At 64.5% G+C, this 22,907-nt stretch carries 21 protein-coding genes and 2 tRNA genes; 13 read left to right on the forward strand and 10 right to left on the reverse strand.

What is annotated here, in order from left to right; genetic code table 11:
* Nucleotides 1-3: 3 nt before the first annotated feature.
* Both FIV02_RS06610 and FIV02_RS06615 read right to left on the reverse strand, forming a co-directional pair.
* Complete coding sequence (locus FIV02_RS06610) at nucleotides 4-573, reverse strand: dihydrofolate reductase family protein (protein WP_037047338.1); 570 nt, start codon at nucleotides 571-573, stop codon at nucleotides 4-6.
* Nucleotides 574-671: 98 nt separating this feature from the next.
* Complete coding sequence (locus FIV02_RS06615; protein ID WP_152488164.1) at nucleotides 672-1,085, reverse strand: anti-virulence regulator CigR family protein; 414 nt, start codon at nucleotides 1,083-1,085, stop codon at nucleotides 672-674.
* 186 nt (nucleotides 1,086-1,271) lie between these two features.
* On the opposite strand from FIV02_RS06615, the gene FIV02_RS06620 reads away from it, so the two are divergent.
* Complete coding sequence (locus FIV02_RS06620) at nucleotides 1,272-2,597, forward strand: DEAD/DEAH box helicase (RefSeq protein ID WP_152488165.1); 1,326 nt, start codon at nucleotides 1,272-1,274, stop codon at nucleotides 2,595-2,597.
* 208 nt (nucleotides 2,598-2,805) lie between these two features.
* Here the strand turns inward: FIV02_RS06620 and FIV02_RS06625 are convergent, their stop codons facing one another.
* Together FIV02_RS06625 and FIV02_RS06630 are read right to left on the reverse strand one after the other, a co-directional pair.
* Nucleotides 2,806-4,641 carry an ABC transporter ATP-binding protein gene (locus tag FIV02_RS06625; protein WP_152488166.1) on the reverse strand — a complete coding sequence of 612 codons (1,836 nt, stop codon included), beginning with the start codon at nucleotides 4,639-4,641 and terminating at the stop codon, nucleotides 2,806-2,808.
* 45 nt (nucleotides 4,642-4,686) lie between these two features.
* Nucleotides 4,687-5,751, reverse strand: a complete 1,065-nt coding sequence (locus tag FIV02_RS06630; protein ID WP_152488167.1) for a metal-dependent hydrolase — start codon at nucleotides 5,749-5,751, stop codon at nucleotides 4,687-4,689.
* A gap of 131 nt (nucleotides 5,752-5,882) precedes the next feature.
* On the opposite strand from FIV02_RS06630, the gene arfB reads away from it, so the two are divergent.
* Nucleotides 5,883-6,296 carry an alternative ribosome rescue aminoacyl-tRNA hydrolase ArfB gene (gene arfB / locus FIV02_RS06635; RefSeq protein ID WP_152488168.1) on the forward strand — a complete coding sequence of 138 codons (414 nt, stop codon included), beginning with the start codon at nucleotides 5,883-5,885 and terminating at the stop codon, nucleotides 6,294-6,296.
* A gap of 8 nt (nucleotides 6,297-6,304) precedes the next feature.
* Here the strand turns inward: arfB and FIV02_RS06640 are convergent, their stop codons facing one another.
* Together FIV02_RS06640 and gap are read right to left on the reverse strand one after the other, a co-directional pair.
* On the reverse strand, nucleotides 6,305-6,769 hold the full coding sequence (locus FIV02_RS06640) for a methylglyoxal synthase (RefSeq protein ID WP_134677377.1): 465 nt from the start codon (nucleotides 6,767-6,769) through the stop codon (nucleotides 6,305-6,307).
* A 13-nt stretch (nucleotides 6,770-6,782) separates the two neighbouring features.
* Nucleotides 6,783-7,784: a type I glyceraldehyde-3-phosphate dehydrogenase gene (gene gap, locus FIV02_RS06645; protein ID WP_152488169.1), complete on the reverse strand. Its 1,002-nt coding sequence runs from the start codon at nucleotides 7,782-7,784 to the stop codon at nucleotides 6,783-6,785.
* A gap of 130 nt (nucleotides 7,785-7,914) precedes the next feature.
* Here gap and edd point away from each other — a divergent pair, with 130 nt between their 5' ends.
* On the forward strand, nucleotides 7,915-9,738 hold the full coding sequence (gene edd, locus FIV02_RS06650; protein WP_152488170.1) for a phosphogluconate dehydratase: 1,824 nt from the start codon (nucleotides 7,915-7,917) through the stop codon (nucleotides 9,736-9,738).
* A gap of 82 nt (nucleotides 9,739-9,820) precedes the next feature.
* Here edd and rdgC read toward each other — a convergent pair whose 3' ends face one another.
* Complete coding sequence (rdgC, locus tag FIV02_RS06655) at nucleotides 9,821-10,741, reverse strand: recombination-associated protein RdgC (protein WP_037047431.1); 921 nt, start codon at nucleotides 10,739-10,741, stop codon at nucleotides 9,821-9,823.
* 295 nt (nucleotides 10,742-11,036) lie between these two features.
* Here rdgC and FIV02_RS06660 point away from each other — a divergent pair.
* From FIV02_RS06660 to FIV02_RS06690, 7 genes are all read left to right on the forward strand, one after another.
* A tRNA-Val gene (locus tag FIV02_RS06660) sits at nucleotides 11,037-11,112 on the forward strand.
* 15 nt (nucleotides 11,113-11,127) lie between these two features.
* Nucleotides 11,128-11,204 (forward strand) — tRNA-Asp (locus FIV02_RS06665).
* 188 nt (nucleotides 11,205-11,392) lie between these two features.
* Nucleotides 11,393-12,127 carry an FKBP-type peptidyl-prolyl cis-trans isomerase gene (locus FIV02_RS06670; protein WP_134677383.1) on the forward strand — a complete coding sequence of 245 codons (735 nt, stop codon included), beginning with the start codon at nucleotides 11,393-11,395 and terminating at the stop codon, nucleotides 12,125-12,127.
* A gap of 326 nt (nucleotides 12,128-12,453) precedes the next feature.
* Nucleotides 12,454-12,885 (forward strand): YkvA family protein, encoded by a 432-nt coding sequence (locus FIV02_RS06675; protein WP_037057442.1) that lies wholly within the window; start codon nucleotides 12,454-12,456, stop codon nucleotides 12,883-12,885.
* Between the two features lie 143 nt (nucleotides 12,886-13,028).
* The gene (locus FIV02_RS06680; RefSeq protein WP_152488171.1) at nucleotides 13,029-13,352 is read left to right on the forward strand and encodes a helix-turn-helix domain-containing protein; all 324 of its coding nucleotides are present in this window, start codon (nucleotides 13,029-13,031) and stop codon (nucleotides 13,350-13,352) included.
* Complete coding sequence (locus FIV02_RS06685) at nucleotides 13,349-13,714, forward strand: hypothetical protein (protein WP_037057444.1); 366 nt, start codon at nucleotides 13,349-13,351, stop codon at nucleotides 13,712-13,714. The genes FIV02_RS06680 and FIV02_RS06685 overlap by 4 nt, the downstream gene beginning before the upstream one ends.
* A complete protein-coding gene (locus FIV02_RS06690) occupies nucleotides 13,707-14,192 on the forward strand; it encodes a tetratricopeptide repeat protein (RefSeq protein WP_152488172.1) in 486 nt (161 codons plus the stop codon). The genes FIV02_RS06685 and FIV02_RS06690 overlap by 8 nt, the downstream gene beginning before the upstream one ends.
* Here the strand turns inward: FIV02_RS06690 and FIV02_RS06695 are convergent.
* On the reverse strand, nucleotides 14,181-15,938 hold the full coding sequence (locus FIV02_RS06695; RefSeq protein ID WP_037057446.1) for a bifunctional diguanylate cyclase/phosphodiesterase: 1,758 nt from the start codon (nucleotides 15,936-15,938) through the stop codon (nucleotides 14,181-14,183). The two genes, FIV02_RS06690 and FIV02_RS06695, sit on opposite strands and share 12 nt — an antisense overlap.
* Nucleotides 15,939-16,039: 101 nt before the next feature.
* A complete protein-coding gene (locus tag FIV02_RS06700; protein WP_172979133.1) occupies nucleotides 16,040-18,118 on the reverse strand; it encodes a carboxy terminal-processing peptidase in 2,079 nt (692 codons plus the stop codon).
* A 128-nt stretch (nucleotides 18,119-18,246) separates the two neighbouring features.
* On the opposite strand from FIV02_RS06700, the gene FIV02_RS06705 reads away from it, so the two are divergent.
* The 3 genes from FIV02_RS06705 (at nucleotide 18,247) to ahpF (ending at nucleotide 21,741) form a co-directional block, all read left to right on the forward strand.
* Nucleotides 18,247-19,209, forward strand: coding sequence for an NAD(P)H-quinone oxidoreductase (locus tag FIV02_RS06705; protein WP_152488174.1), 963 nt, complete (start codon nucleotides 18,247-18,249; stop codon nucleotides 19,207-19,209).
* Nucleotides 19,210-19,364: 155 nt separating this feature from the next.
* Nucleotides 19,365-19,928 carry an alkyl hydroperoxide reductase subunit C gene (gene ahpC, locus FIV02_RS06710; protein WP_037004971.1) on the forward strand — a complete coding sequence of 188 codons (564 nt, stop codon included), beginning with the start codon at nucleotides 19,365-19,367 and terminating at the stop codon, nucleotides 19,926-19,928.
* A gap of 256 nt (nucleotides 19,929-20,184) precedes the next feature.
* Nucleotides 20,185-21,741 carry an alkyl hydroperoxide reductase subunit F gene (gene ahpF, locus FIV02_RS06715; protein WP_152488175.1) on the forward strand — a complete coding sequence of 519 codons (1,557 nt, stop codon included), beginning with the start codon at nucleotides 20,185-20,187 and terminating at the stop codon, nucleotides 21,739-21,741.
* Nucleotides 21,742-21,932: 191 nt separating this feature from the next.
* On the opposite strand, the gene FIV02_RS06720 is transcribed toward ahpF, so the two are convergent.
* The gene (locus FIV02_RS06720) at nucleotides 21,933-22,775 is read right to left on the reverse strand and encodes a bifunctional allantoicase/(S)-ureidoglycine aminohydrolase (RefSeq protein ID WP_037056954.1); all 843 of its coding nucleotides are present in this window, start codon (nucleotides 22,773-22,775) and stop codon (nucleotides 21,933-21,935) included.
* Nucleotides 22,776-22,907: the final 132 nt, after the last annotated feature.

Consider the following 22,907-nt stretch of genomic DNA (forward strand, 5'->3'; position numbering starts at 1 on the left):
TGATCAGGCCGCGTTGATGCGCGAGGGCGACTGCTGCGAGGCGGGGTTCTGCACCTTGTAGTGCACCTGCAGGGTGCCGCTGTTGAAGCGGCGCTGATCGCTGAGCGTGAGGCTGCGCTCCATGCCCGTCGCCAGCAGCGGGATGCCGGCGCCGAGGAGGTGGGGCACCAGGTTGATCACCACTTCGTCGATCAGCCCGGCGGTGTAGCAACTGCCCGCCAGCAGGCTGCCACCGACCAGCCAGACACGCTGGAAGCCGGCTTCCCCCAGGGCGGCGACCGCTTGAGCGGGGGTGCAGTGGGTCAGTTGCACCTCGTCCGAGGCGCGCGGCAGGGGCAGGCGGGTGAGCACCACGCAGGGCTTGCCGGGGTAGGGCCAGGCGCCACCGCGTTTGAGCAGCGCCTCATAGGTGCCGCGGCCCATCAGCAGTGCATCGATACCGGAGTAGAAGTACTGGAAGCTGTATTCCTCATCGGCCTGGCGCAGCGAAGCGAACCAGTCGATGTGGCCATCGGGGCGGGCGATGTAGCCGTCCAGGCTGGAGGTGACGTGATAGATCAGTGACGGGCTCATGGTGCGTTCTCGGCTGGCCATCTGACGATTTGAGCGATGCCGTGGAGACAAGTTCGTCAGTGGCCATACCGCTTGTCGGCAGACCGTCGGAAGACCACTCAGTCCAGCACGTTACGCAGGATTTCGTAGACGATGCCCGTCGCGACCGCCACCAGCACCACGTCGGTACCGATCTGCTTCCATTCGTAGCCATCGTAGTGCGGCAGGCGCGCGTTCAGGCGGCTGTCGAAGTTCTTGGCGATGCCCGGCGGCAGCGGCTTGCCGCGAGCCAGGTTCTTGGCGATGCCGGGTGGCAGGGACGAGGTCGGGCCGATCAACTGGCGGTTGTCGCCGAGGACGATACGTACCCGGCCGATATCGACGCTCGGGCCACGCAGGTCGATTCGCACGTCTTCCTGCTGGCCTTGGTGACCCTGCTTGCCCTTGCCCGGTGGCGGGCTGGCGAGGACCGGGGAGGCCGCCAGCAGCGCGCAGAGGCTCAAGGCTACCGCTGAGTGAGGCTTCATGAACATGAGAGAAACTCCTCTGGAGTGATATCAATCTGACTCCCGGCGGGTGCGCTCGGTTCCACCCGCCGGTAGGAAAGCGTAGCGGCGAACGCATCGACTATCGTTGGCCGAGTGCAAAGAAATTCGGCCCGGACGCCGGAAACCGTTAGGCTATGCACCGTTTTGTCGATTTCTCGAGGTAGTGCCCCCGTGTTTGCCCAATTCGCCCTGCATGAACGCCTGCTGAAAGCCGTGGCCGAGCTTAAATTCGTCGAGCCGACGCCGGTACAGGCCGCAGCGATTCCTCCTGCGCTGGAGGGCAAGGACCTGCGAGTGATCGCCCAGACCGGCAGCGGCAAGACCGCCGCCTTCGTCCTGCCACTGCTCAACCGCCTGCTCGGCGATGGCAACTCCAGGCAGCGTCTGAGCATCCGTGCGCTGATCCTGCTGCCGACCCGCGAGCTGGCGCAGCAGACGCTCAAGGAAGTCGAGCGCTTCGCCCAGTTCACCTTCCTCAAGGCCGGACTGGTTACCGGCGGCGAGGACTTCAAGGTGCAGGCCGCACTGATGCGCAAGATCGACATCCTCATCGGCACGCCTGGCCGTCTGATCGAACATGCCAATGCCGGCAACCTGCCGCTGGATGAGGTCGAGGTGCTGGTGTTCGATGAAGCCGACCGCATGCTCGACATGGGCTTCGCCGAGGACGCCCAGCGTCTGGCCGAGTCCTGCGGGCCGCACCAGACCCTGCTGTTCTCCGCCACCACCGGTGGCAACGGGCTGCGGGATATGGTCGCCAAGGTGCTCAAGCAGCCGCAGCACCTGATGCTCAACAGCGTCAGCCAGCTCAACGAAGGCACCCGTCAGCAGATCATCACCGCCGACCACAATTACCATAAGGAGCAGCTCGTCGACTGGCTGCTGGCCAACGAGACCTATGACAAGGCCATCGTCTTCACCAATACCCGGGTGCAGGCCGATCGCCTCTACGGCAAGCTGGTGGCGGCCGGGGTCAAGGCCTTCGTGCTGCATGGCGAGAAGGACCAGAAGGACCGCAAGCTGGCCATCGAGCGTCTGCGCCAGGGCGCGGTCAAGGTCCTGGTCGCCACCGACGTGGCGGCACGCGGTCTGGACGTCGATGGCCTGGACCTGGTGATCAACTTCGACATGCCGCGTTCCGGTGACGAGTACGTGCACCGCATCGGCCGCACCGGGCGTGCCGGTGGCGAGGGCCTGGCGGTGTCGCTGATCTGCCACAACGACTGGAACCTGATGTCGAGCATCGAGCGCTACCTCAAGCAGCGTTTCGAACGCCGCACCGTCAAGGAACTCAAGGGCGTCTACCAGGGGCCGAAGAACCTCAAGGCCTCGGGCAAGGCCGCCGGCAGCAAGAAGAAAAAGGCCGAGAAGAAAGAGCCGAAGAAAGCCGCCGCGCCCAAGCGCAAGAGCGGCCCGCGCCCGGCCGGCAAACCCTCCGCACTGGTCAGCGCCGACGGCAGCGCACCGCTCAAGCGCAAGAAGCCAGCCGCAGAGTGATTCCGTAGGGTGGACGACGCTTCACCCGTCCACCGCGCGTGAACGCAGTGGTGGATGAAAAGAGCGTCATCCACCCTACGTTTGCATCGGGCGCAGAAGCCGGCGGCGGGGGATTCCGTAGGGTGGACGACGCTTCATCCGTCCACCGAGCGGTGCGCGCAATGGTGGATGAAAAGAGCGTCATCCACCCTGCCGCCTGTCCTCGTGTTTATTCAACGCCGACGAAACCGCCGGTCTGGTGCTGCCACAGGCGCGCATACAGGCCGCCATGGGCGATCAGCTCGGCGTGGCTGCCGGTTTCGATGACCTGCCCCTTGTCGATCACCACCAGGCGGTCCATGCGCGCGATGGTCGACAGGCGGTGGGCGATGGCGATCACCGTCTTGCCCTGCATCAGGCTGTCCAGGCTTTCCTGGATGGCCGCCTCCACTTCCGAATCGAGCGCCGAGGTGGCTTCGTCCAGCACCAGGATCGGTGCGTCCTTGAGCAGCACGCGGGCAATGGCGATGCGCTGGCGCTGGCCGCCCGAGAGCTTGACGCCGCGCTCGCCCACCTGGGCGTCCATGCCGCGCCCGCCCAGGCTGTCGTCGAGCGTCGGGATGAAGCTGTCGGCGCGTGCCTTGCGCACCGCCTCCCAGAGCTCGTCGTCACTGGCATCGGGCTTGCCGTAGCGCAGGTTGTCGCGGATCGAGCGGTGCAGCAGGGAGGTGTCCTGGGTCACGACGCCGATATGCGCGCGCAGGCTTTCCTGGGTCACCGTGCCGATGTCCTGGCCGTCGATCAGGATGCGTCCGCTCTCCAGGTCGTAGAGGCGCAGCAGCAGATTGACCAGGGTCGACTTGCCGGCCCCCGACGGGCCGACCAGGCCGATCTTCTCGCCGGGGCGGATGCCGATGTCCAGGCCGCTGATCACGCCGCCGCGCTTGCCGTAGTGAAAGTGGATGTTCTCGAAGCGCACGCCGCCGTGCGGCACCTGAATCGGCGTGGCATCCTCGCGGTCGGCGACCTGGCGCGGCTGGACGATGGTCTGCATGCCGTCCTGCACGGTGCCGACGTTCTCGAAGATGCCGTTGACCACCCACATGATCCATTCGGCCATGTTGTTGATGCGGATCACCAGGCCGAGCGCCAGGGCGATGGCGCCGGTGCTGATCAGCGCCTGGCTCCACAGCCACAGCGCCAGGGCGCCGGTGCCGACGATCAGCACGCCGTTGAGGCAGGTGATGAGAAAGTCCAGGGCGGTGATGGTGCGCGACTGCAGGCGGAACTTGTCGAGCAGGTCCTGCATGGCTTCGCGTACGTAGCTTTCCTCTTCCTGCGAGTGGGCGAACAGCTTGAGCGTGGCGATGTTGCTGTAGCCATCGACCACGCGGCCCATCACCTTGGAGCGCGCGGCCGAGGCGGCGGCCGAGCGCGCCTTGATGCGCGGTACGAAGTACCACAGCGCGGCGCTGTAGCCGACGATCCACAGGGCCAGCGGCAGCACCAGGCGCAGGTCGGCGGCGGCGAACAGGTACAGCGCGCTGCCGGCGTAGACCACCACGTGCCACAGCGCGTCGATCACCTGCATGGCCGAGTCGCGCAGCGACGGGCCGGTCTGCATCACGCGCTGGGCGACGCGACCGGCGAAGTCGTTCTGGAAGAAGCTCAGGCTCTGCTTGAGTACGTAGCGGTGGTTCTGCCAGCGGATCAGGTTGGTCAGCCCGGGGTTGACCGCCTGATGCGTGAGCAGGTTGTGCAGGCCGAACACCAGGGGGCGGATGACCAGCGCCACCAGCAGCATCCACAGCAGTGCGTCGCGGTGTTCGGCGAAGAAGCTGCCGGCATCCGTGCTGGCCTGCGCCATGTCGATCAGTTGGCCGAGGAAGCTGAACAGCGCCACCTCGATCACGGCGGCGAAGAAGCCCACGATCAGCACCGCGACCATCAGCGGCCACACCTGTTTCAGGTAGTGGCCGTAGAAGCGCAGCATGCCCGGCGGTGGCGCGATGTCCGGGCTGGGTTTGAAGACGTCGATCAACGACTCGAAGCGGCGAAACAACATTGCAGGCATCCTGCCTCGGCATGGAGGGATGCCGATACTACGCCCTTAGTGCGAGCGAGTCTCAGTCAAAAGTGGTTTCTGCAGTTCGCTGGCCCAGGCCAGCAGCGGCACGTCCAGCTCGGGTTGCCAGATGCGCTTGAGCAGCAGGTTCAGGTGCTCGATCTCCCCGCGTTCGAAGGGCAGGCGTGCGATGTGTTCCTGTAGCTGCCAGCGACCGTCGCGCAGGTGGGCGAAATCGAAGCGGAACGGATGGAACCCGGTCATGCCCAGGCGCAGGTCGGTGACGATCAGGTGATCGCCGACCTGGTCATAGCGCAGCACGCCACCGGTGAACCAGTCCAGGCGCTCGTGCATGGCCGAGCCCGCGAGCTGTTCGCGCAGCTGCGTACCGCGTGGCAGGCGCTGCAGGTGGGGCGTGTCGTCGTCGAGCCAGCCGACCAGGGCCTCGTGGTAGTCCTCGCCGTCGAGCACGATCACCCGCCAGAGGAGGGTGTTGAACGGCGTCGGGGTGACGAACAGGCGTTCTGCCTGGATGCCCTGGCGCGCCAGTTCCTGCTCCACGCGCTGTTCGGCCATGAACTTGCCGGTCAGGCTGAAACCGATGTACAGCGTCGACAGGACCAGGGCGACGGCGGGCACGCGCCAGCTCTGCTCGCGTAGCCCGGTGAACAGGCTGATGACCACGGCCGCGATCAGCGGCACGGTATACAGCGGGTCGATGATGAACAGGCTGGACCAGGCCGTGGGTGTCGGCGTCAGCGGCCAGAACAGCTGCGTGCCATAGCTGGTGAAGGCATCCAGCAGCGGGTGGGTGACGAGCACCAGCCACAGGGTCAGCAGCAGGCGCTGGGCCGAGTAGCCGGGATGAGGCCGAAAGCCCCTGGCCAGCCAGGTCAGCAGCAGGGCGAAGCCGCTGAGCACGAACAGCGAGTGGCTGAAACCTCGGTGGTAGGTCATGTTGGCCACCGCGTCGCCGTACTCCATGATCACGTCCAGATCGGGTACGGTGGCGAGCATGGCGCCGTAGAGCAGAGCCTTGCGTCCCTGCCAGCGGCCGAGCAGTGCGCCCTGGATGCTGGCGCCGAGTACCGCCTGGGTTATGGAGTCCATCGTGTGCTTCCGCAAGAGTAGAGGCCGCTACGTTAGCCGAGGTGCTGCCGGCGTGGCGTGGGGAAATTTCAAGCAAAGATTACAGACCGCAGAGGTATCCTGATGCGCATGTTCATCCAGAAACCCTGCTCATGCTGATCTTGTCCAACAGCGTCCACCTCCTGCTCGATGAAATCGAGCTGACCGCCATTCGCGCCCAGGGCGCCGGCGGGCAGAATGTCAACAAGGTGTCCAGTGCCGTGCACCTGCGCTTCGACAGTCAGGCTTCGTCGCTGCCGCCGTTCTACAAGGAACGCCTGCTGGGGCTTGCCGACAGCCGCGTCACCGCAGACGGCGTGGTGATCATCAAGGCGCAGCAGTACCGCACCCAGGAACAGAACCGCGCCGATGCGCTGGAGCGACTGCTCGAACTCATCCGTCATGCGGTCAAGGTGGACAAGAAGCGCCGCCCGACCAAGCCGACGCTGGGTTCGAAGAAGCGCCGCCTCGATGGCAAGAGCAAGCGTGGGGCGATCAAGGCGGGGCGCGGCAAGGTGGATTTCTAGCGCGTTGCTCAGCTGCGTCCGGCCAGGTAGGTCTGGTAGTCGGGAATGCGGTAGCTGTGCTCGCGCTCCATCAGGCTGCTGCTGAGCAGGTAATCGGCGCTGCTCTCGTTGCACGCCACCGGAATGTTCCACACCGCGGCGACGCGCAACAGGGCCTTGATGTCGGGGTCGTGCGGCTGCGGTTCGAACGGGTCCCAGAAGAACACCAGCATGTCCACGCGCTGCTCGGCGATGCGTGCGCCGATCTGCTGGTCACCGCCCAGTGGGCCGCTGATCATGCTTTCCACCGGCAGCTCCAGGCGCTGGCCCAGCAGCAGGCCCGTGGTGCCGGTCGCCAGCAGCTGGTGCTGGCGCAGCCGCTCGCGCTGGCGCTCGCACCAGTCGAGAAGGAAGCTCTTGCAGTGGTCGTGGGCGACCAGGGCGATGCGCTTGCGAGCGGGCAAGGTCGCCTGGGTGAAGCTGATGCGGCTCATCGAACCTCCTCTTTCAGTTCATGCGCGCCAGGAGCAGGCAGTTGTCCAGCATGCGGTTGGAGAAGCCCCACTCGTTGTCATACCAGGCCATGACCTTGAGCAGCCGGCCGCTGACCTTGGTGTGGTTGGCATCGAAGATCGACGACAGCGGATTGTGGTTGAAGTCGCAGGACACCAGCGGCAGCGCGTTGTAGCCGAGCACCGGCGAGCGTTCGCTGGCCGCCTTGAGCAGGGCGTTGACCTCGCTCGCGTCGGTGTCGCGTTTGACCTGCAGGGTCAGGTCGACCAGCGAGACGTTGATCACCGGCACCCGCACCGCCATGCCGGTGAGCTTGCCCGCCAGCTCCGGCAGGACCAGGCCGACAGCCTCGGCGGCGCCGGTCTTGGTCGGGATCATCGACTGGGTGGCCGAGCGCGCGCGATAGGGGTCGCTGTGATAGACGTCGGAAAGGTTCTGGTCGTTGGTGTAGGCGTGAATGGTGGTCATCAGGCCCTGTTCGATGCCCAGTTCGCGTTGCAGCACCTGAGCCACGGGCGCCAGGCAGTTGGTGGTGCAGGAGGCGTTGGAGATGATCTGCATGGCCGGCGTCAGGACCTCGTCGTTGACCCCGTAGACCAGCGTCGCATCGGCCCCTTTGGCCGGGGCCGAGATCAGCACCTTGCGCGCACCCGCGGCCAGGTGTGCGGCGGCCTTGTCGCGTTCGGTGAACAGCCCGGTGCATTCGAGCACCACGTCGACCTGGTGTGCCCGCCACGGCAGGTCGGCGGGGTTGCGGATGGCGCTGACGGCGATGCGGTCACCCTTGATCCACAGGCTTTCGCCATCGACCCGCACCTCTTCGGGGAAATGCCCGTGTACGCTGTCATATTGCAGCAGGTGGGCGTTGATCGCGCTGTCTCCCAGGTCGTTGATCGCCACGACCTGCAGCTGCTGGCGGTAGTTCTGGGTATAGAGTGCTCGCAGCACGTTGCGACCGATGCGGCCAAAACCATTGATGGCGATTCGTAGCGTCATGGTGAGGGTCTCGTAATTTTGTTGTTAGAATTACAAGATTATTCCCGTTGTCGTGGAAATCAAGCCCAATGAGTGGCAGAATTTTGTTGTAAATATAAATATGCGCTAGCTGTTAACCTGGAGATTCCTCATGCATCCCCGTGTTGTCGAAGTGACCGACCGTCTTATCCAGCGCAGCCGAGCCACGCGCCAGCGCTACCTCGAGATGATTCGCACGGCGGCCAGCGAAGGGCCGCAGCGCGGCAAGCTGCAGTGCGCCAACTTCGCCCATGGCGTTGCCGGTTGCAGCGGGCACGACAAGCAGACGCTGCGGCTGATGGATGCGGCCAACGTCGCCATCGTGTCCGCCTACAACGACATGCTGTCGGCGCATCAGCCGTATGAGCGGTTCCCCGAGCAGATCAAGCAGGCCCTGCGCGAGCTGGGTTCGGTCGGGCAGTTCGCCGGTGGCGTGCCGGCCATGTGCGACGGCGTCACGCAGGGCGAACCGGGCATGGAGCTGGGTATCGCCAGTCGCGAGGTGATCGCCATGGCCAGCGCGGTGGCGCTGTCGCACAACATGTTCGATGCCGCGCTGTACCTGGGGGTATGCGACAAGATCGTTCCGGGCCTGCTGATGGGCGCGCTGCGCTTCGGTCACCTGCCGTCGCTGTTCGTCCCGGCAGGGCCGATGACCTCGGGCCTGTCCAACAAGGAAAAGGCCGACGTGCGGCAGCGCTATGCCGAGGGCAAGGCGAGCCGTGACGAGCTGCTCGCGGCGGAGATGGCGGCTTACCACGGGCCGGGCACCTGCACCTTCTACGGCACCGCCAACACCAACCAGCTGCTGATGGAAGTGATGGGGCTGCATCTGCCGGGCGCCTCCTTCATCAATCCGGGCACGCCGCTGCGTGATGCCCTGACCCGCGAGGCCGCGCAGCAGGTCACGCGCCTGACCCGGCAGAGCGGCCAGTTCATGCCCATTGGCGAGATCGTCGACGAGCGCTGCCTGGTCAACTCGATCGTCGCCCTGCACGCGACGGGCGGCTCGACCAATCACACCCTGCACATGCCGGCCATCGCCCGTGCCGCCGGGATTCTGCTGACCTGGCAGGACATGGCCGACCTGTCCGAGGTGGTACCGACCCTGGCGCACGTCTATCCCAACGGCAAGGCCGACATCAATCACTTCCAGGCTGCCGGCGGCATGGCCTTTCTCATCCGTGAACTGCTGGATGCCGGCCTGCTGCACGAAGAGGTCAATACCGTGGCCGGGCGCGGCTTGTCGCGTTACACCCGCGAGCCCTTCCTCGAAGCCGGCAAACTGGTATGGCGTGACGGGCCGGGTGCGAGCCTCGAGGAAAGCGTGTTGCGTCCAGTGGCCCGGCCCTTCTCGGCCGAGGGTGGCCTGCGCCTGATGCAGGGCAACCTGGGGCGTGGGGTGATGAAGGTGTCTGCGGTGGCGCCGGAGCATCAGGTGGTCGAAGCGCCGGCGCTGGTCTTCGAGGACCAGCTGGAGCTGGTGGAAGCCTTCAAGGCCGGCAGGCTGGAGCGCGATTTCGTTGCCGTGGTGCGCTTCCAGGGACCGCGCAGCAACGGCATGCCGGAGCTGCACAAGATGACGCCTTACCTCGGTGTGCTGCAGGACCGGGGCTTCAAGGTGGCGCTGGTGACGGACGGGCGCATGTCCGGCGCCTCCGGCAAGATTCCGGCGGCCATCCATGTGTGTCCGGAAGCGTTCGACGGCGGGCCGCTGGCGCGGGTGCGCGATGGCGACGTGCTGCGTATCGATGGTCGCAGCGGTGAACTGCTCCTGAGAGTCGCAGACGCCGAGCTGGCTTCCCGCGAACTGGCGGCCAGGCCGGCGCCGGCCAGTGGCTGCGGGCGCGAGCTGTTCGCTTTCATGCGTCACAGCTTCAGCACGGCGGAGCAGGGCGCCAGCGCCTTCACCGAGAGCCTCGAATCCTTGACCTGAACAGGTGCGGTGGGCAACGCGAAGCGTGTCCACCGCCTGTCCGGGTGGTGGATGAAAGACGCGTCATCCACCCGGCGGGTTATCAGATGCCTTGCGGAATCTCTTCGCCGCCCAGTGCGGTGAACAGCTCCGGGAGGAACTCCACCAGGGTCATCATCATCAGCACGAAGCTGGCATCCTGCTGGGCCAGGGCGTCATCGCCACCGTCCTGCTCGGCCTGCTCCTGCAGGACGTCCTCGAAGCGCAGGCGCTTGATGGTCAGCTTGTCGTCGAGCACGAACGACAGCTTGTCCTGCCAGGCCAGCGACAGCTGGGTGACCTGCTTACCGGTGGACAGGTGCAGCTGGATTTCCTCGCTGGTCAGGTCCTGGCGCTTGCAGCGCACCACGCCACCGTCTTCGTGGGTATCGCGCAGCTCGCACTCGTCGAGCACGAAGAAGCCTTCGGCGGCACTCTGGTTCTTCAGCCAGTCGGTCAGGGTGGCGGTCGGTGCGATCTTCACCGACAGCGGACGTACCGGCAGCGAGCCGATGGCCTCGCGCAGGGTGGAGAGCAGGTCCTCGGCTTTCTTGGCGCTGGCGCTGTCGACCAGGATCAGGCCCTGCTTCGGCGCGATGGCCGCGAAGGTGCCGGACTTGCGGATGAAGGCGCGAGGCAGGAAGGCCTGGACGATCTCGTCTTTGATCTGATCGCGCTCCTTCTTGTACACCTTGCGCATCTGGGTGTTCTCGATCTCGTCGACCTTCTCCTTCAGCGCGTCACGCACCACCGAGCCCGGCAGGATGCGTTCTTCCTTGCGCGCGCCGATCAGCAGGAAGTCACCGCTGACATGCACCAGCGGGGCATCGGCACCCTTGCCGAAGGGCGCGGTGAAGCCATAGGTGGTCAGCTCCTGGCTGGCGCAGGGACGGGCCTGCTTGCCGGACAGTGCGGCTTCCAGCGCGTCGGCGTCGAACGGGATGTCCTGAGTGAGGCGGTAGACCAGCAGGTTACGAAACCACATGAGCAGGTGACTCTCCATTGGTGTTGAGGTCGCGGGGTGGCGCCATCCATGAACCTTTCCCGCATGAGAAAGGAGGCGCACCGCGACGGATGAAGGTGATGGACAGGGATTCGTCCACTCGGCACAGAGCGCGCATTATTCTCCGCTGGCGGGCTCAGGCCAACCCTGACCACGGTGCGTCGAGAAAATTCGCTGGTCTCACCTAAGTTCTTGCTGGGCCGGTAAATTTTTTTGCAAAGGGGGCTTGCCAAGGTGCGGATCGCTCTCTAGAATGCGCCCCACTTCGAGAGCGAATGGGTGGTTAGCTCAGCCGGGAGAGCATCTGCCTTACAAGCAGAGGGTCGGCGGTTCGATCCCGTCACCACCCACCAATCTCGCAGTTACGCGCAGCGGTAGTTCAGTCGGTTAGAATACCGGCCTGTCACGCCGGGGGTCGCGGGTTCGAGTCCCGTCCGCTGCGCCATTCTTCTCCTCGCTTCATCCCCTCCTGTGACAATGCTTCGGCGCCCGCCGAATCTCTTCGAAAAAATCCTTTGTTTGCTTGAACTTATGCGCATTGCACGGCTCCTATGCCGTAGCCAGTGATCGCGGCGTACTGATAAGCTCGCGCTTTCACACGACGGCCTTCGGGCGCATCTACAAGGAACAAGCATGAAACAGCATCGTTTGGCGGCAGCGGTTGCCCTGGTGGGCCTGGTGCTTGCCGGTTGCGACTCGCAAACCAGCGAAGTCGAACTCAAGAGCCCCGCGCAGAAAGCCTCCTACGGCATCGGCCTGAACATGGGTCGCAGTCTGTCCGAGGAAGGCATGGACGATCTGGATTCCAAGGCCGTCGCCCAGGGCATCGAAGACGCGCTGGCGAAGAAGGAGCCGCGCATCAAGGACGAGGACATGATCGAGGCCTTCTCCTTCCTGCAGAACCGTGCGCAAGAGCGCATGACCGCGCTGAACAAGGAAGCGGCCGAAGCCGGCAAGAAATTCCTCGAAGAGAACGGCAAGCGTGAAGGCGTCGTGACCACACCGTCCGGCCTGCAATACGAAGTGATCAAGAAGACCGATGGCGCGCAGCCGAAGGAAAGCGACGTGGTGACCGTTCACTACGAAGGCAAGCTGACCGATGGCAGCGTCTTCGACAGCTCCGTCGCACGTGGCAGCCCCATCGACCTGCCGGTCGGCGGCGTGATCCCGGGTTGGGTCGAAGGCCTGCAGCTGATGCACGTGGGTGAGAAGTACAAACTGTACATCCCCAGCGAACTGGCCTATGGCGAGCAGAGCCCGTCCCCGGCCATTCCGGCCAACGCGGTGCTGGTGTTCGACCTGGAGCTGATCGGTATCAAGGATCAGGCGGCAGAACCGGCTGAGCCAGCCGAGCCGGCAGCGCAGTAACACTGCATGGCTTCATGACAACGCCCCGTCTTGACGGGGCGTTGTCGTTTCCGGGCCTTGGCTGGCACCTGCAGTGTTACGCTTATGCACATTGTGGGAAAGGTTCCTAACAAGCGTGCGCTACCCTTGCAAGCTGTTCATGTCAATCGGCAACTCGTTGATTTTCATGGATTTTATGGGCTGTATAAAAAATGCCCGATCTGAGCCCAGGCCCCATGCCACGGGGCTTTGATAAGCTTGTCGAAAGTCTTTGCACAGATTTATCCACAGCTTCGGTGGATAAGCGAAGCAAGCCCAGGCAGCGCCTGGCTTGCCGAGGAGGTCCGATGAAAACCCCGTGGAAACTGACGCGTTACCTGCCGCTGGCGGCCCGTTTTCTTCGTGAGGGGCGGCTGCCTGAGTTGCTGCGCGCGCTGGGTGACAAGCGCACCCCGCAGGGCCAGCGCTTCGCCGCGCTGAAGGATGACCTGCAGCTGTTGCGCGCGCTGAGCCTGGCCTGGTTCAAGGGGGAATACCGGCAGATCAGCCGCCAGGCGTTGCTGATGGTGGTCGCCGCGCTGCTGTATTTCATCACCCCGCTGGACGCCATTCCCGACTGGCTGGTGGGGGTGGGTTTCGTCGATGACCTGGCCGTGCTGGCCTGGGTGATGCGCACTTGGCAGGGGGAGCTCGAGGCATTCAAGGCCTGGCGTGCCAGGCAGGCCCCGGAGAAGCTGGCGCTCATCGAGCACCTGCCGGCCGAGCCGTTGCATTCCTGATCGCGGGCGCCTGTGCGGCGAGACGCGGCGCGCTGCGTGGAGTGTCTGCACGGATCACGCCCCAGGCGGCTTGGCCCTGTTAAGATGGCCGCTTGCAAGGAAAGGATCGAGGCCATCGGTCCTGCTTTCCAACGGAGAGACTCATGAGTGTGCAAATCATTGCCCGCGATGGTGAGCCGGAGTACGCGGTACTGCCCTGGGCCGATTATCAGGCCCTGCTGCAGGCCGCAGGACACCAGCCTGCCGTCGAATCTGGTCGCGAACAGCCTGATCCGGAGGCCGTGAAGCCCGGGCTCGATCAACTGCGGGCACTGCGTGAAGGCAAGGGGCTGACAGCCGAGGCGCTGGCGCGCAGTGTCGGTATCAGCCCGCACTATCTGGCGATGATCGAGCGTGGCGAGCGTCAACCGGATGCGGCCATCCTGAGGTCCCTGGCATGGTCGCTGGGGTTGGAGGGCTGGTCTTGAGCGTACGTATCAGTCGCCAACACTGGCAGGCGTTGCTTGACGAACTCGATGATGCGCGCCGGCAGCGCCATCTGCTTACCTACCGTGCGCTGATCGAGCGCCTCGACCTGCCGACACCGGCCATGCAGACCCTGACCGCAGCGCTGGAGCATCTGGCGGCGCTGGATGCCCGTGCCGAACGGCCACTGCGCAGCGCGCTGGTCATCAGCCAGGGGGCCAGCCGTCTGCCGCGTACCGGCTTCTTCGACTGCGTGATGCGCCTGGGGCGCTTCAGCGGAGCCTCCGATGGCGTGGCGGCCGCATCCTGGCATGCCGCAGAGGTGGTCCGGGTGTTCGAATTCGACTATCCCGTCGATGTCTAGGCTGCTCTGGCAGGTGCGCGCGCGCCTGGGCTACTGGTTGGCCCGGCGCCTGTTTCACTGGTCGTGGACGCTGCGCCAGCCGCGCCTGTGGCAGTGGATGCAGGGCCAGTACGGGCGCATGGCCAACCTGGGCGATACCCCGGCGCAAAGCTTCTACGGGCATATCCTGCTGTTTCGCGGTCAGGGCCTCGGTGCGCGCGAGGAGGGGCTGAGGCTGTTGCGCCTGGCTGCCAGCGGCGGCGACGGCAAGGCCGCCTATCAGCTGGGTGTGCAGGCGTTGCAGGGTGACACGCGACAGGCGCCGGACGGCGTGCAGGCGGTGCGCTGGTGGGAGATGGCGCTGGCAGCTGGCCATCCGCTGGCAGCGCGGCGCCTGAGCCAGGTGTATCTCGACGGCGCACCGGGCGTCACGCCTGATCGGGCCCTGGCCGAGCACCATGCCGCGCTGGCGCAGGAGACGCAGGTTTCAGCTGGCTGATCCGGCGAGGATGTGCAGGCTGTAGCCGGGCACGGCCTTGGCGTGGCGCTTGGCTTCGGAGGCGAGTTCCGCCAGGCGCGAGGCGTCGAGCTGCAGGCAGTCTTCCTTGCTCACGTGCACCACGCCGATGGACAGCGACAGCAGGGCGTATTCCTGGCGCTGGCCGTGACGGTTGTGGGCGACGAAACAGCCGGCCTGCAGGTGTTCTTCGCGGTAGAAGCGGCGGCACTGGCTCTGGAAGTCCTCGATCAGGCGACCGAGCTTTTCGCGCCAGTCGGTCGAGCCGAGCACCAGCATGAAATCATCGCCCCCGATATGACCGACGAAATCGCGCGCCGGGTCCACCCGCTCGTTCAGGCACTGTGCCAGGCACAGCAGGACCTCGTCGCCCTTGGCGTAGCCGTAGAGGTCGTTGAAGGGCTTGAAGCTGTCGATGTCGACGTAGCACACCGCCGCTTCCCGCTGTTGTTGCAGCAGCCGGCTCAGGCACTGCTGGATGGGCACGTTACCCGGTAGCAGGGTCAGCGGGTTGGCATGACGTGCCTGCTGCAGCTTCTGTTCGGTGATCAGCTTGAGCACGTCGATCACCCGCCCCAGGCCGAGGTAGCGGCCACCCTGGATGATGATGAAGTCCTCTTCGATGCGCTGCCGTGCGCGGCTGGTGAGCAGGCGGCTGACCTTCTGCAGCGATTGCTTCAGTTCCACCGCAAGAAAGTCCTGGCTCATCAGGCGGCTGATCGGTTTGCGCGCGAACAGGTCGGTCGCGAAGGGCTTCAGCAGCGCTTCGGAGAGCGAATGGCGGTGCACGATACCTACCGGTTGTTGCTGCTCGTCGAGCACCGCCAGTGAGTTCAGATTGGCCTGGGCACGAAACAGATCCAGCACCTCGGCGATGGCGGTGCGCTGGTCGACGGCGGGCTGCTCGTTGAGCAGGGCGCTGAGGTCATGGTTGTCCTCGTTGAGGCTGCTGTGCTGCGTGCTCTGCAGCTGTGGCAGCAACTGGCGGGCGTCCCGTGGCGGTTTTTCCTGCGGCCTGCTCAGCAGGTAGCCCTGCACCAGATCGACGCCCATCTCGGCCAGTACGGTCAGCTCTTCGGTCAGCTCGATGCCCTCGGCGATGACCTGTGCGCGCGAGGCCTCGGCCATCTTCAGGATCGAGCCGACGAACTCGCGTTTCACCGCGTCCTGGTGGATGCCGTCGATGAAGTGGCGGTCGATCTTCACGTAGTCCGGGCGCAGCTCGGACCACAGGCGCAGGCTGGAATAGCCGGCGCCAAGGTCGTCCAGGGCGATGGAGAAGCCCATGGCGCGGTAGTGGTGCAGGGCATTGTCGAGCAGCGCGAAGTCTTCGGTCGGCGACTGCTCGGTGAGCTCGATCACCACCTGGCTGGGCGGTATGCCGAAGGTCTGCAGCAGCTTCAGGGTACGCCCAGGCTGGTGGCTGGGGTCGAGCAGCGACTCGGGAGACACGTTGAGGAACAGCTTGCCCTCCAGCCCCAGCGCGCTGAAACCCCGGCACGCGCTCTTGCGACAGGCCATTTCCAGCTCGCTCAGGCGGCCGGCATGGCGGGCGACGGCGAACAGGGTCAGGGGCGAGTGCAGCGGGCTGTTGGACGGGCCACGGGTCAGCGCCTCGTAGCCAAGGATGCGCTGCTCGGAAAGCGAGACGATGGGCTGGAACAGGCTACTGAGGTCGCCGTGAGCGAGGATGTTCCCCAAGGCGCTCAACTGCTCGGTGACGGTCATGGTGTTCTCGATCTGCCGGAAACGAAGAGGCCGGCTTTTTAGCCGGCCCCTGCATTTCACGACAGTTCGATGACAATTTGATGACGTTCCCTAATCCCTGGTCAATGGATGGCCAGGGACGGGTTCAGGCTCAGGTAGTCGATGAGGATGTGGCCGGACTCGGACAGGTAGGCGTCGTCTTCCGGCTTGCCCTTGTCTTCAACGGGCAGGGCGTCTTCGTCTTCCTTGGCCAGTTCCGCGAGAGGCTTCTCACCCTTGGCCACGCGGCGATCGTTCTCCAGCTTGAGCTGCTTGGCCTCGATGGCGGCCTGCTGCGCACGGCGTTTGGCTTCGTTGAGGCTGACGGTGGTTTCGGCCATCAGCTGCTTCGACAGGTCGATGCTGGCGCGGGTGAAGAGGAAGTCCGGATCCTGCGCAGTGCGCTGGTCGTGCTTGCTCTGCAGCTGGGTGAGGAACGGTTTGATCGGGTCCAGTTCCGGCTTGATCGCCGGGCGGATGCTGTCCCAGGGCATGGCGGCGGGCAGGGCGCTCTCACCGATGTCCTTGGTGTGCATCACATCGGGGTAGGCGATGTCCGGCAGCACGCCCTGGTGCTGGGTGCTCTGCCCCGATACACGGTAGAACTTGGCCAGGGTCAGCTTCAGTTCGCCGTGATTGAGCGGCTGGATGGTCTGCACCGTGCCCTTGCCGAAGGTCTGGCCGCCGAGGATCAGCGCGCGGTGATAGTCCTGCATGGCGCCGGCGAAGATCTCCGAGGCGGAGGCCGAGAGGCGATTGACCAGTACGGCCAGGGGGCCGTTGTAGTAGATGCCCTTGTTCTCGTCCGCCAGTACGTCGACGCGGCCATCGGCGTTGCGTACCAGTACGGTCGGGCCCTGCTCGATGAACAGGCTGGTCAGCTCGGTGGCTTCCTGCAGGGAGCCACCGCCGTTGTTGCGCAGGTCGATGACCAGGCCGTCGACCTTCTCGGCACGCAGCTCGTCGATCAGCTGTTTCACGTCACGCGTGGTGCTCTTGTAGTTGGGGTCGCCCGCGCGGAAGGCCTTGAAGTCGAGGTAGAAGGCCGGCAGTTCGATCACCCCGAGCTTGTAGTCGCGGCCATCCTGCTTGAGGTGCAGGACCTTCTTCTTCGCCGCCTGCTCTTCGAGCTTCACCGCCTCGCGGGTGATGGTGACCACCTTACTGGTCTGGTCGCTCGGCGGGTTGCTGGCCGGAATGACTTCCAGGCGCACCGTGGAGCCTTTCGGGCCACGAATCAGCTTGACCACTTCGTCCAGACGCCAGCCGATCACGTCGACCATCTCGTCGTTGCCCTGGGCGACACCGACGATCTTGTCGGCCGGTGCGATCTGCTTGCTCTTCTCCGCCGGGCCGGCGGGTACCAGGCGCACCACCTTGACGTGCTCGTTGTCGCTCTGCAGCACGGCGCCGATACCTTCGAGCGAGAGGCTCATGTTGATATCGAAGTTTTCCGCGTTGTCCGGCGACAGGTACGTGGTGTGAGGGTCGTAGGTGGTGGCGAAGGCGTTGATGTAGGCCTGGAACACATCCTCGCCACGGGTCTGCTTGAGGCGCTTGAGCTGGTTCTTGTAGCGCTTGGTCAGCAGCTCCTGGATGTCCTTGGTTTCCTTGCCGGCGATCTTCAGTCGCAGCACTTCATCCTTGACGCGCTTGCGCCACAGGTCGTCGAGCTCGGCACGGTCCTTCGCCCAGGGCGCTTTCTCACGGTCGACCTGCAGGTCCTCGTCGACGCTGAAGTCGATCTTGTCGACCCCCTTGGCCAGCTCGGCCAGGGCGAAGTCGAGGCGCTCCTGCAGGCGCGTCAGGTGCCGGCGGTAGATGGCGAAGCCCGGTTCGAGGTTGCCGCTCTTGAGCAGGTCGTCGAACTGGTTGCGCCACTGGTTGAATTCGGCGATGTCCGACGCCATGAAGTAGCTGCGCGATGGATCGAGCAACTTCAGGTAGTTGTCGTAGATCTTGATCGAGCGCTCGTCGTTGAGCGGCGGCTTGTTGTAGTGGTGGCGCTTGAGCAGTTCCACGACGTTGAGACTGGCAATCACCTGATCGCGGTCCGGCTGCAGGTAGTCCCAGCTGGTCGCTGGAGTGGTCTTGGCCGCCAGCGGCAGGGCACTGAAGCCGAGTACTAGGGCGAGGGCGGTACTTGCTAGAGAGCGTTTCATGCGGATTCGACGTAGTGGCAGGTGATAACGCATATTAGGCCGTATCTGAGGGCGCCAGGTTCCGTTGGCGCTAGACGAAAGCCTCGCGCAAGGCGCGAGGCTCGTTTCACTTGCACTATGGAGGCAGCATGAAGGCATTGCAAGGCGTCGAAGGGCGTGCGGAGTGGTTGGAACAACCCACCCAGGCCTGCGACGCGGGGCAGATTCGAGTGAAGGTCGCCGCGGCAGGGCTCAATCGGGCCGATCTGCTGCAGCGCGCGGGGCTCTACCCGCCGCCGCCGGGGGCCAGCCAGGCTCTGGGCCTGGAGTGCTCCGGCGTGGTCACCGAAGTAGGCGCCGGCAGCGCCTGGCAGGTGGGTGATCGGGTCTGCTGCCTGCTGGCGGGCGGCGGTATGGCCGAAGAGGTGGTGGTCGATGCACGCCATGCCATGTCGGTGCCCGAGGGCCTCAGCCTGGTCGAGGCCGCCGTGGTCCCCGAGGTGTATGCCACGGCCTGGCTCAACCTGTTTCAACTCGGCGCCCTGCATCCTGGCGAGAAGGTTCTGCTGCATGCCGGTGCCAGTGGTGTGGGCTCGGCGGCGATCCAGCTGTGCAAGGCGTTCGGCAGCCCCTGCTGGGTCAGCGTCGGCTCCGCCGAGCGGCTGGCCTACTGCGAAGGGCTCGGCGCCCAGGGCGGCGCGCTGCGTGGCGAAGATCTTCAGGCACTCAGCGATTTCGGGCCGTTCGACGTGATCCTCGACCCGGTCGGTGGCCAGTACGCGGCCTTCAACCTGGAGCTGCTGGCGCGTGACGGGCGCTGGATCAACATCGGCCTGATGGGCGGGCGCGAGGCCAAGCTGGACCTGGCGCAGGTGCTGGGCAAGCGCATCCAGCTGATCGGTTCGACCCTGCGCAACCGCGACGATCAGTTCAAGGCGGATCTGTTGCATGACCTGCAGCAGCAGGTCTGGCCGCTGTTCGCCGAAGGCCGATTGCAGCCGCAACTGGAGCGCACTTTTGCGATCGAAGACAGCGAAGTGGCGTTCGAGACACTCGCTGGTAACCAAGTCGCAGGTAAACTGGCGCTATTGATCGATCCCGACCTGGCCTGAGCCAGGGCTGTAGCCCGCGTCTGGCGCGGGCTTCGTTATCGATTGGTGCAATCAATCGATATCATGGCCGTAATCAATAAGCTTTTTTCCGTTAGGTAGCTAAGATAGCAACCGTAAATTTTCAACCCTCACAGAAACCTCAGAAGGAGTCAGAGATGTCCCTCATCAATACTCAAGTTCAACCGTTCAAGGTCAACGCTTTCCACGCTGGTGAGTTCGTCGAAGTGACCGAGCAGTCCCTGCAGGGCAAGTGGTCCGTGCTGATCTTCATGCCGGCTGCCTTCACCTTCAACTGCCCGACCGAGATCGAAGACGCCGCCAACAACTACGCCGAGTTCCAGAAGGCGGGTGCCGAGGTTTACATCGTGACCACCGACACTCACTTCTCGCACAAGGTCTGGCACGAAACTTCGCCGGCCGTTGGCAAGGCTCAGTTCCCGCTGATCGGTGACCCGACCCACCAGCTGACCAACGCCTTCGGCGTGCACATTCCGGAAGAAGGCCTGGCGCTGCGCGGCACCTTCATCATCAACCCGGAAGGCCAGATCAAGACCCTGGAAATCCACTCCAACGAAATCGCCCGTGACGTGTCCGAGACCCTGCGCAAGCTGAAGGCCGCTCAGTACACCGCCGCCAACCCGGGTCAGGTTTGCCCGGCCAAGTGGAAAGAAGGCGAAGCCACTCTGGCTCCTTCGCTGGACCTGGTCGGCAAGATCTAAGAACGGCTTCAGAGCTGCTGCGCTCGGCCAGGCAGCGGGGTAATCGGACTCGGGCTTGTCATGTACGTCAGTACATTCCGCGCCGTCATCGGATTACGCTCTTGCCTGGCCGTCGCTCGCGACGCTCTGAAACCCGTTTTGCACTTGCTACCTGCGCTGTTTGGGCCATCACCGGCCCTTGTGGTGCCCGATGCCCGGGCGCGATCCGTCCGGGCATTTTATTGCCCGAATTTTTTGTTTCTGAGGACTGTTCGCCATGTTGGATGCCAATCTTAAAGCCCAGTTGAAGGCCTACCTGGAAAAGGTCACCCAGCCGTTCGAGATCGTCGCGTCCCTCGATGACAGCGCGAAATCCCAGGAGCTGCTTGGCCTGCTCAACGACATCGTCGGCCTGACCGACAAGATCACCCTGAAGACCGATGGCAGCGATGCCCGTCGTCCTTCGTTCGCCCTGAATCGTCCGGGCGAAGACACCGGCGTCGCCTTCGCCGGCATCCCCATGGGCCATGAGTTCACCTCGCTGGTGCTGGCGCTGCTGCAGGTCGGTGGTCACCCGTCGAAGCTGGACGCCGATACCATCGCCCAGATCAGGGCCATCGAAGGCCGTTTCGAGTTCGAGACTTATTTCTCGCTGAGCTGCCAGAATTGCCCGGACGTGGTCCAGGCGCTGAACCTGATGGCAGTGCTGAACCCCAATATCCGCAACGTCTCCATCGACGGTGCGCTGTTCCAGGAAGAAGTCGAGCGTCGCCAGGTCATGGCCGTGCCGAGCATCTACCTGAACGGCGAGGTATTCGCTTCCGGCCGCATGGAAGTGAAGGAGATTCTCGCCAAGATCGACACCAAGGCCGGCAGCCGCGACGCCGAGAAGATGAGCGCCAAGGAAGCCTTCGACGTGCTGGTGGTCGGTGGTGGCCCGGCTGGCGCCTCGGCGGCCATCTACGCTGCGCGCAAAGGCATCCGCACGGCCATCGCTGCCGAGCGTTTCGGTGGCCAGGTGCTCGATACCATGGCGATCGAGAACTTCATTTCGGTGAAGGAAACCGAAGGGCCGAAGCTGGTGCGCGCCCTGGAAGAACACGTCAAGGAATACGAAGTCGACGTGATGAACCTGCAGCGCGCCTCCGCGCTGGTGCCGGCCAATGGCGAAGGCGGCCTGCACGAGGTGCAGTTCGAGAATGGCGCCTCGCTCAAGGCCAAGACCGTGATCCTCTCCACCGGCGCACGCTGGCGCGAGATGGGAGTGCCCGGCGAGCAGGAGTACAAGGCCAAGGGCGTGTGCTTCTGCCCGCACTGCGACGGCCCGCTGTTCAAGGGCAAGCGCGTGGCAGTGATCGGTGGCGGTAACTCCGGCGTCGAGGCGGCCATCGACCTGGCCGGGATCGTCGCCCATGTGACCCTGCTGGAGTTCGCCGACACCCTGCGTGCCGACGCCGTGCTGCAGAAGAAGCTGTACAGCCTGGCGAACGTGACCGTGATCAAGAGTGCGCAGACCACCGAGGTCAAGGGCGATGGCCAGAAGGTCAACGCGCTGGTCTACAAGGACCGCACCAGCGAAACGCTGCACACGGTCGAACTGGAAGGCATCTTTGTGCAGATCGGCCTGCTGCCCAACAGCGACTGGCTCAAGGGCACCCTCGAGCTCAACCGCTTCGGCGAGATCGTGGTCGATGCCAAGGGCCAGACCAGCGTGCCGGGCGTCTTCGCTGCCGGTGACGTCACCACCGTGCCGTACAAGCAGATCGTCATCGCCGTGGGCGAGGGTGCCAAGGCCTCGCTGAGCGCCTTCGATCACCTGATCCGTCACAGCTGATCAGCGCGCTGGAACGACAAAGGCCACCCGAAGGTGGCCTTTGTCGTCATGGGCGTATTGCGGTGACTGCCTCGCGGCCGAAGCTGCAGGTGTTCATGCTGCATGCCGCGGATTTCCTCCGGGCTACGGTTGTGTAGCCCGGATGCAATCCGGGGCGGTTCGTCAGCCCACGGCTAGAGTCACTCCTGCGCTCAGCGCTTGAGGCCACCCAGGGTCAGCGGCATCTGGCGGTTCACATCCTTGTACAGCAGGTAGCGGAAGCGACTCGGGCCACCGGCGTAGCAGGCCTGCGGGCAGAAGGCGCGCAGCCACATGAAGTCACCGGCCTCGACTTCGACCCAGTCCTGGTTGAGGCGATACACCGCCTTGCCTTCCAGCACGTACAGGCCGTGTTCCATGACGTGGGTCTCGGCGAAGGGGATCACGCCGCCCGGCTCGAAGTTGACGATGTTGACGTGCATGTCATGGCGCATGTCGCTGATTTCGACGAAGCGCGTGGTGCTCCAGCGACCTTCGGTGCCCGGCATGACGATCGGCTCGATGTCCTGCTCGTGGGTCACGAAGGCTTCCGGGTAGGGCACGCCTTCGACGGGCTGGTAGGCTTTGCGCAGCCAGTGGAAACGCACCGCTTCGCTGCCGTTGTTGCGCAGCGACCAGTCGCTCTGTGGCGGGATGAAGGCGTAGCTGCCCGGACGCAGGGCATGCCGGGTGCCGTTCAGGGTCAGGTTGCACTCGCCTTCGACGACGAAGATCACGCCTTCGGCGCTCGGGTCCAGCTCGGGCTTGTCGCTGCCGCCGTTGGGGGCGACTTCGACGATGTACTGCGAGAAGGTTTCGGCGAAACCGGTCAGCGGGCGGGCGATGACCCACATGCGCATGTTGTCCCAGAACGGCAGATGGCTGGTGACGATGTCACGCATCACGCCTTTGGGGATCACGGCGTAGGCTTCGGTGAACATGGCGCGATCGGTCAGCAGTTGCTCCTGACCGGGATGGCCGCCATGCGGGGCGTAGTAGTAGGGCGATTTGCTCATCGAGAGATTGCCTCGGCGGGTGAAAGGCACCGGGATCGACCCGGCGCGGAAAACGGTCTCCCATGCACTATAGGAATTTGCGCCTGGATTCGGAAATTAAATAGTAGAATCCCTGTCAGTGGTTTTCATGAT

It is taken from the genome of Pseudomonas sp. THAF187a, assembly GCF_009363395.1.
GTDB lineage: Bacteria > Pseudomonadota > Gammaproteobacteria > Pseudomonadales > Pseudomonadaceae > Aquipseudomonas > Aquipseudomonas khazarica.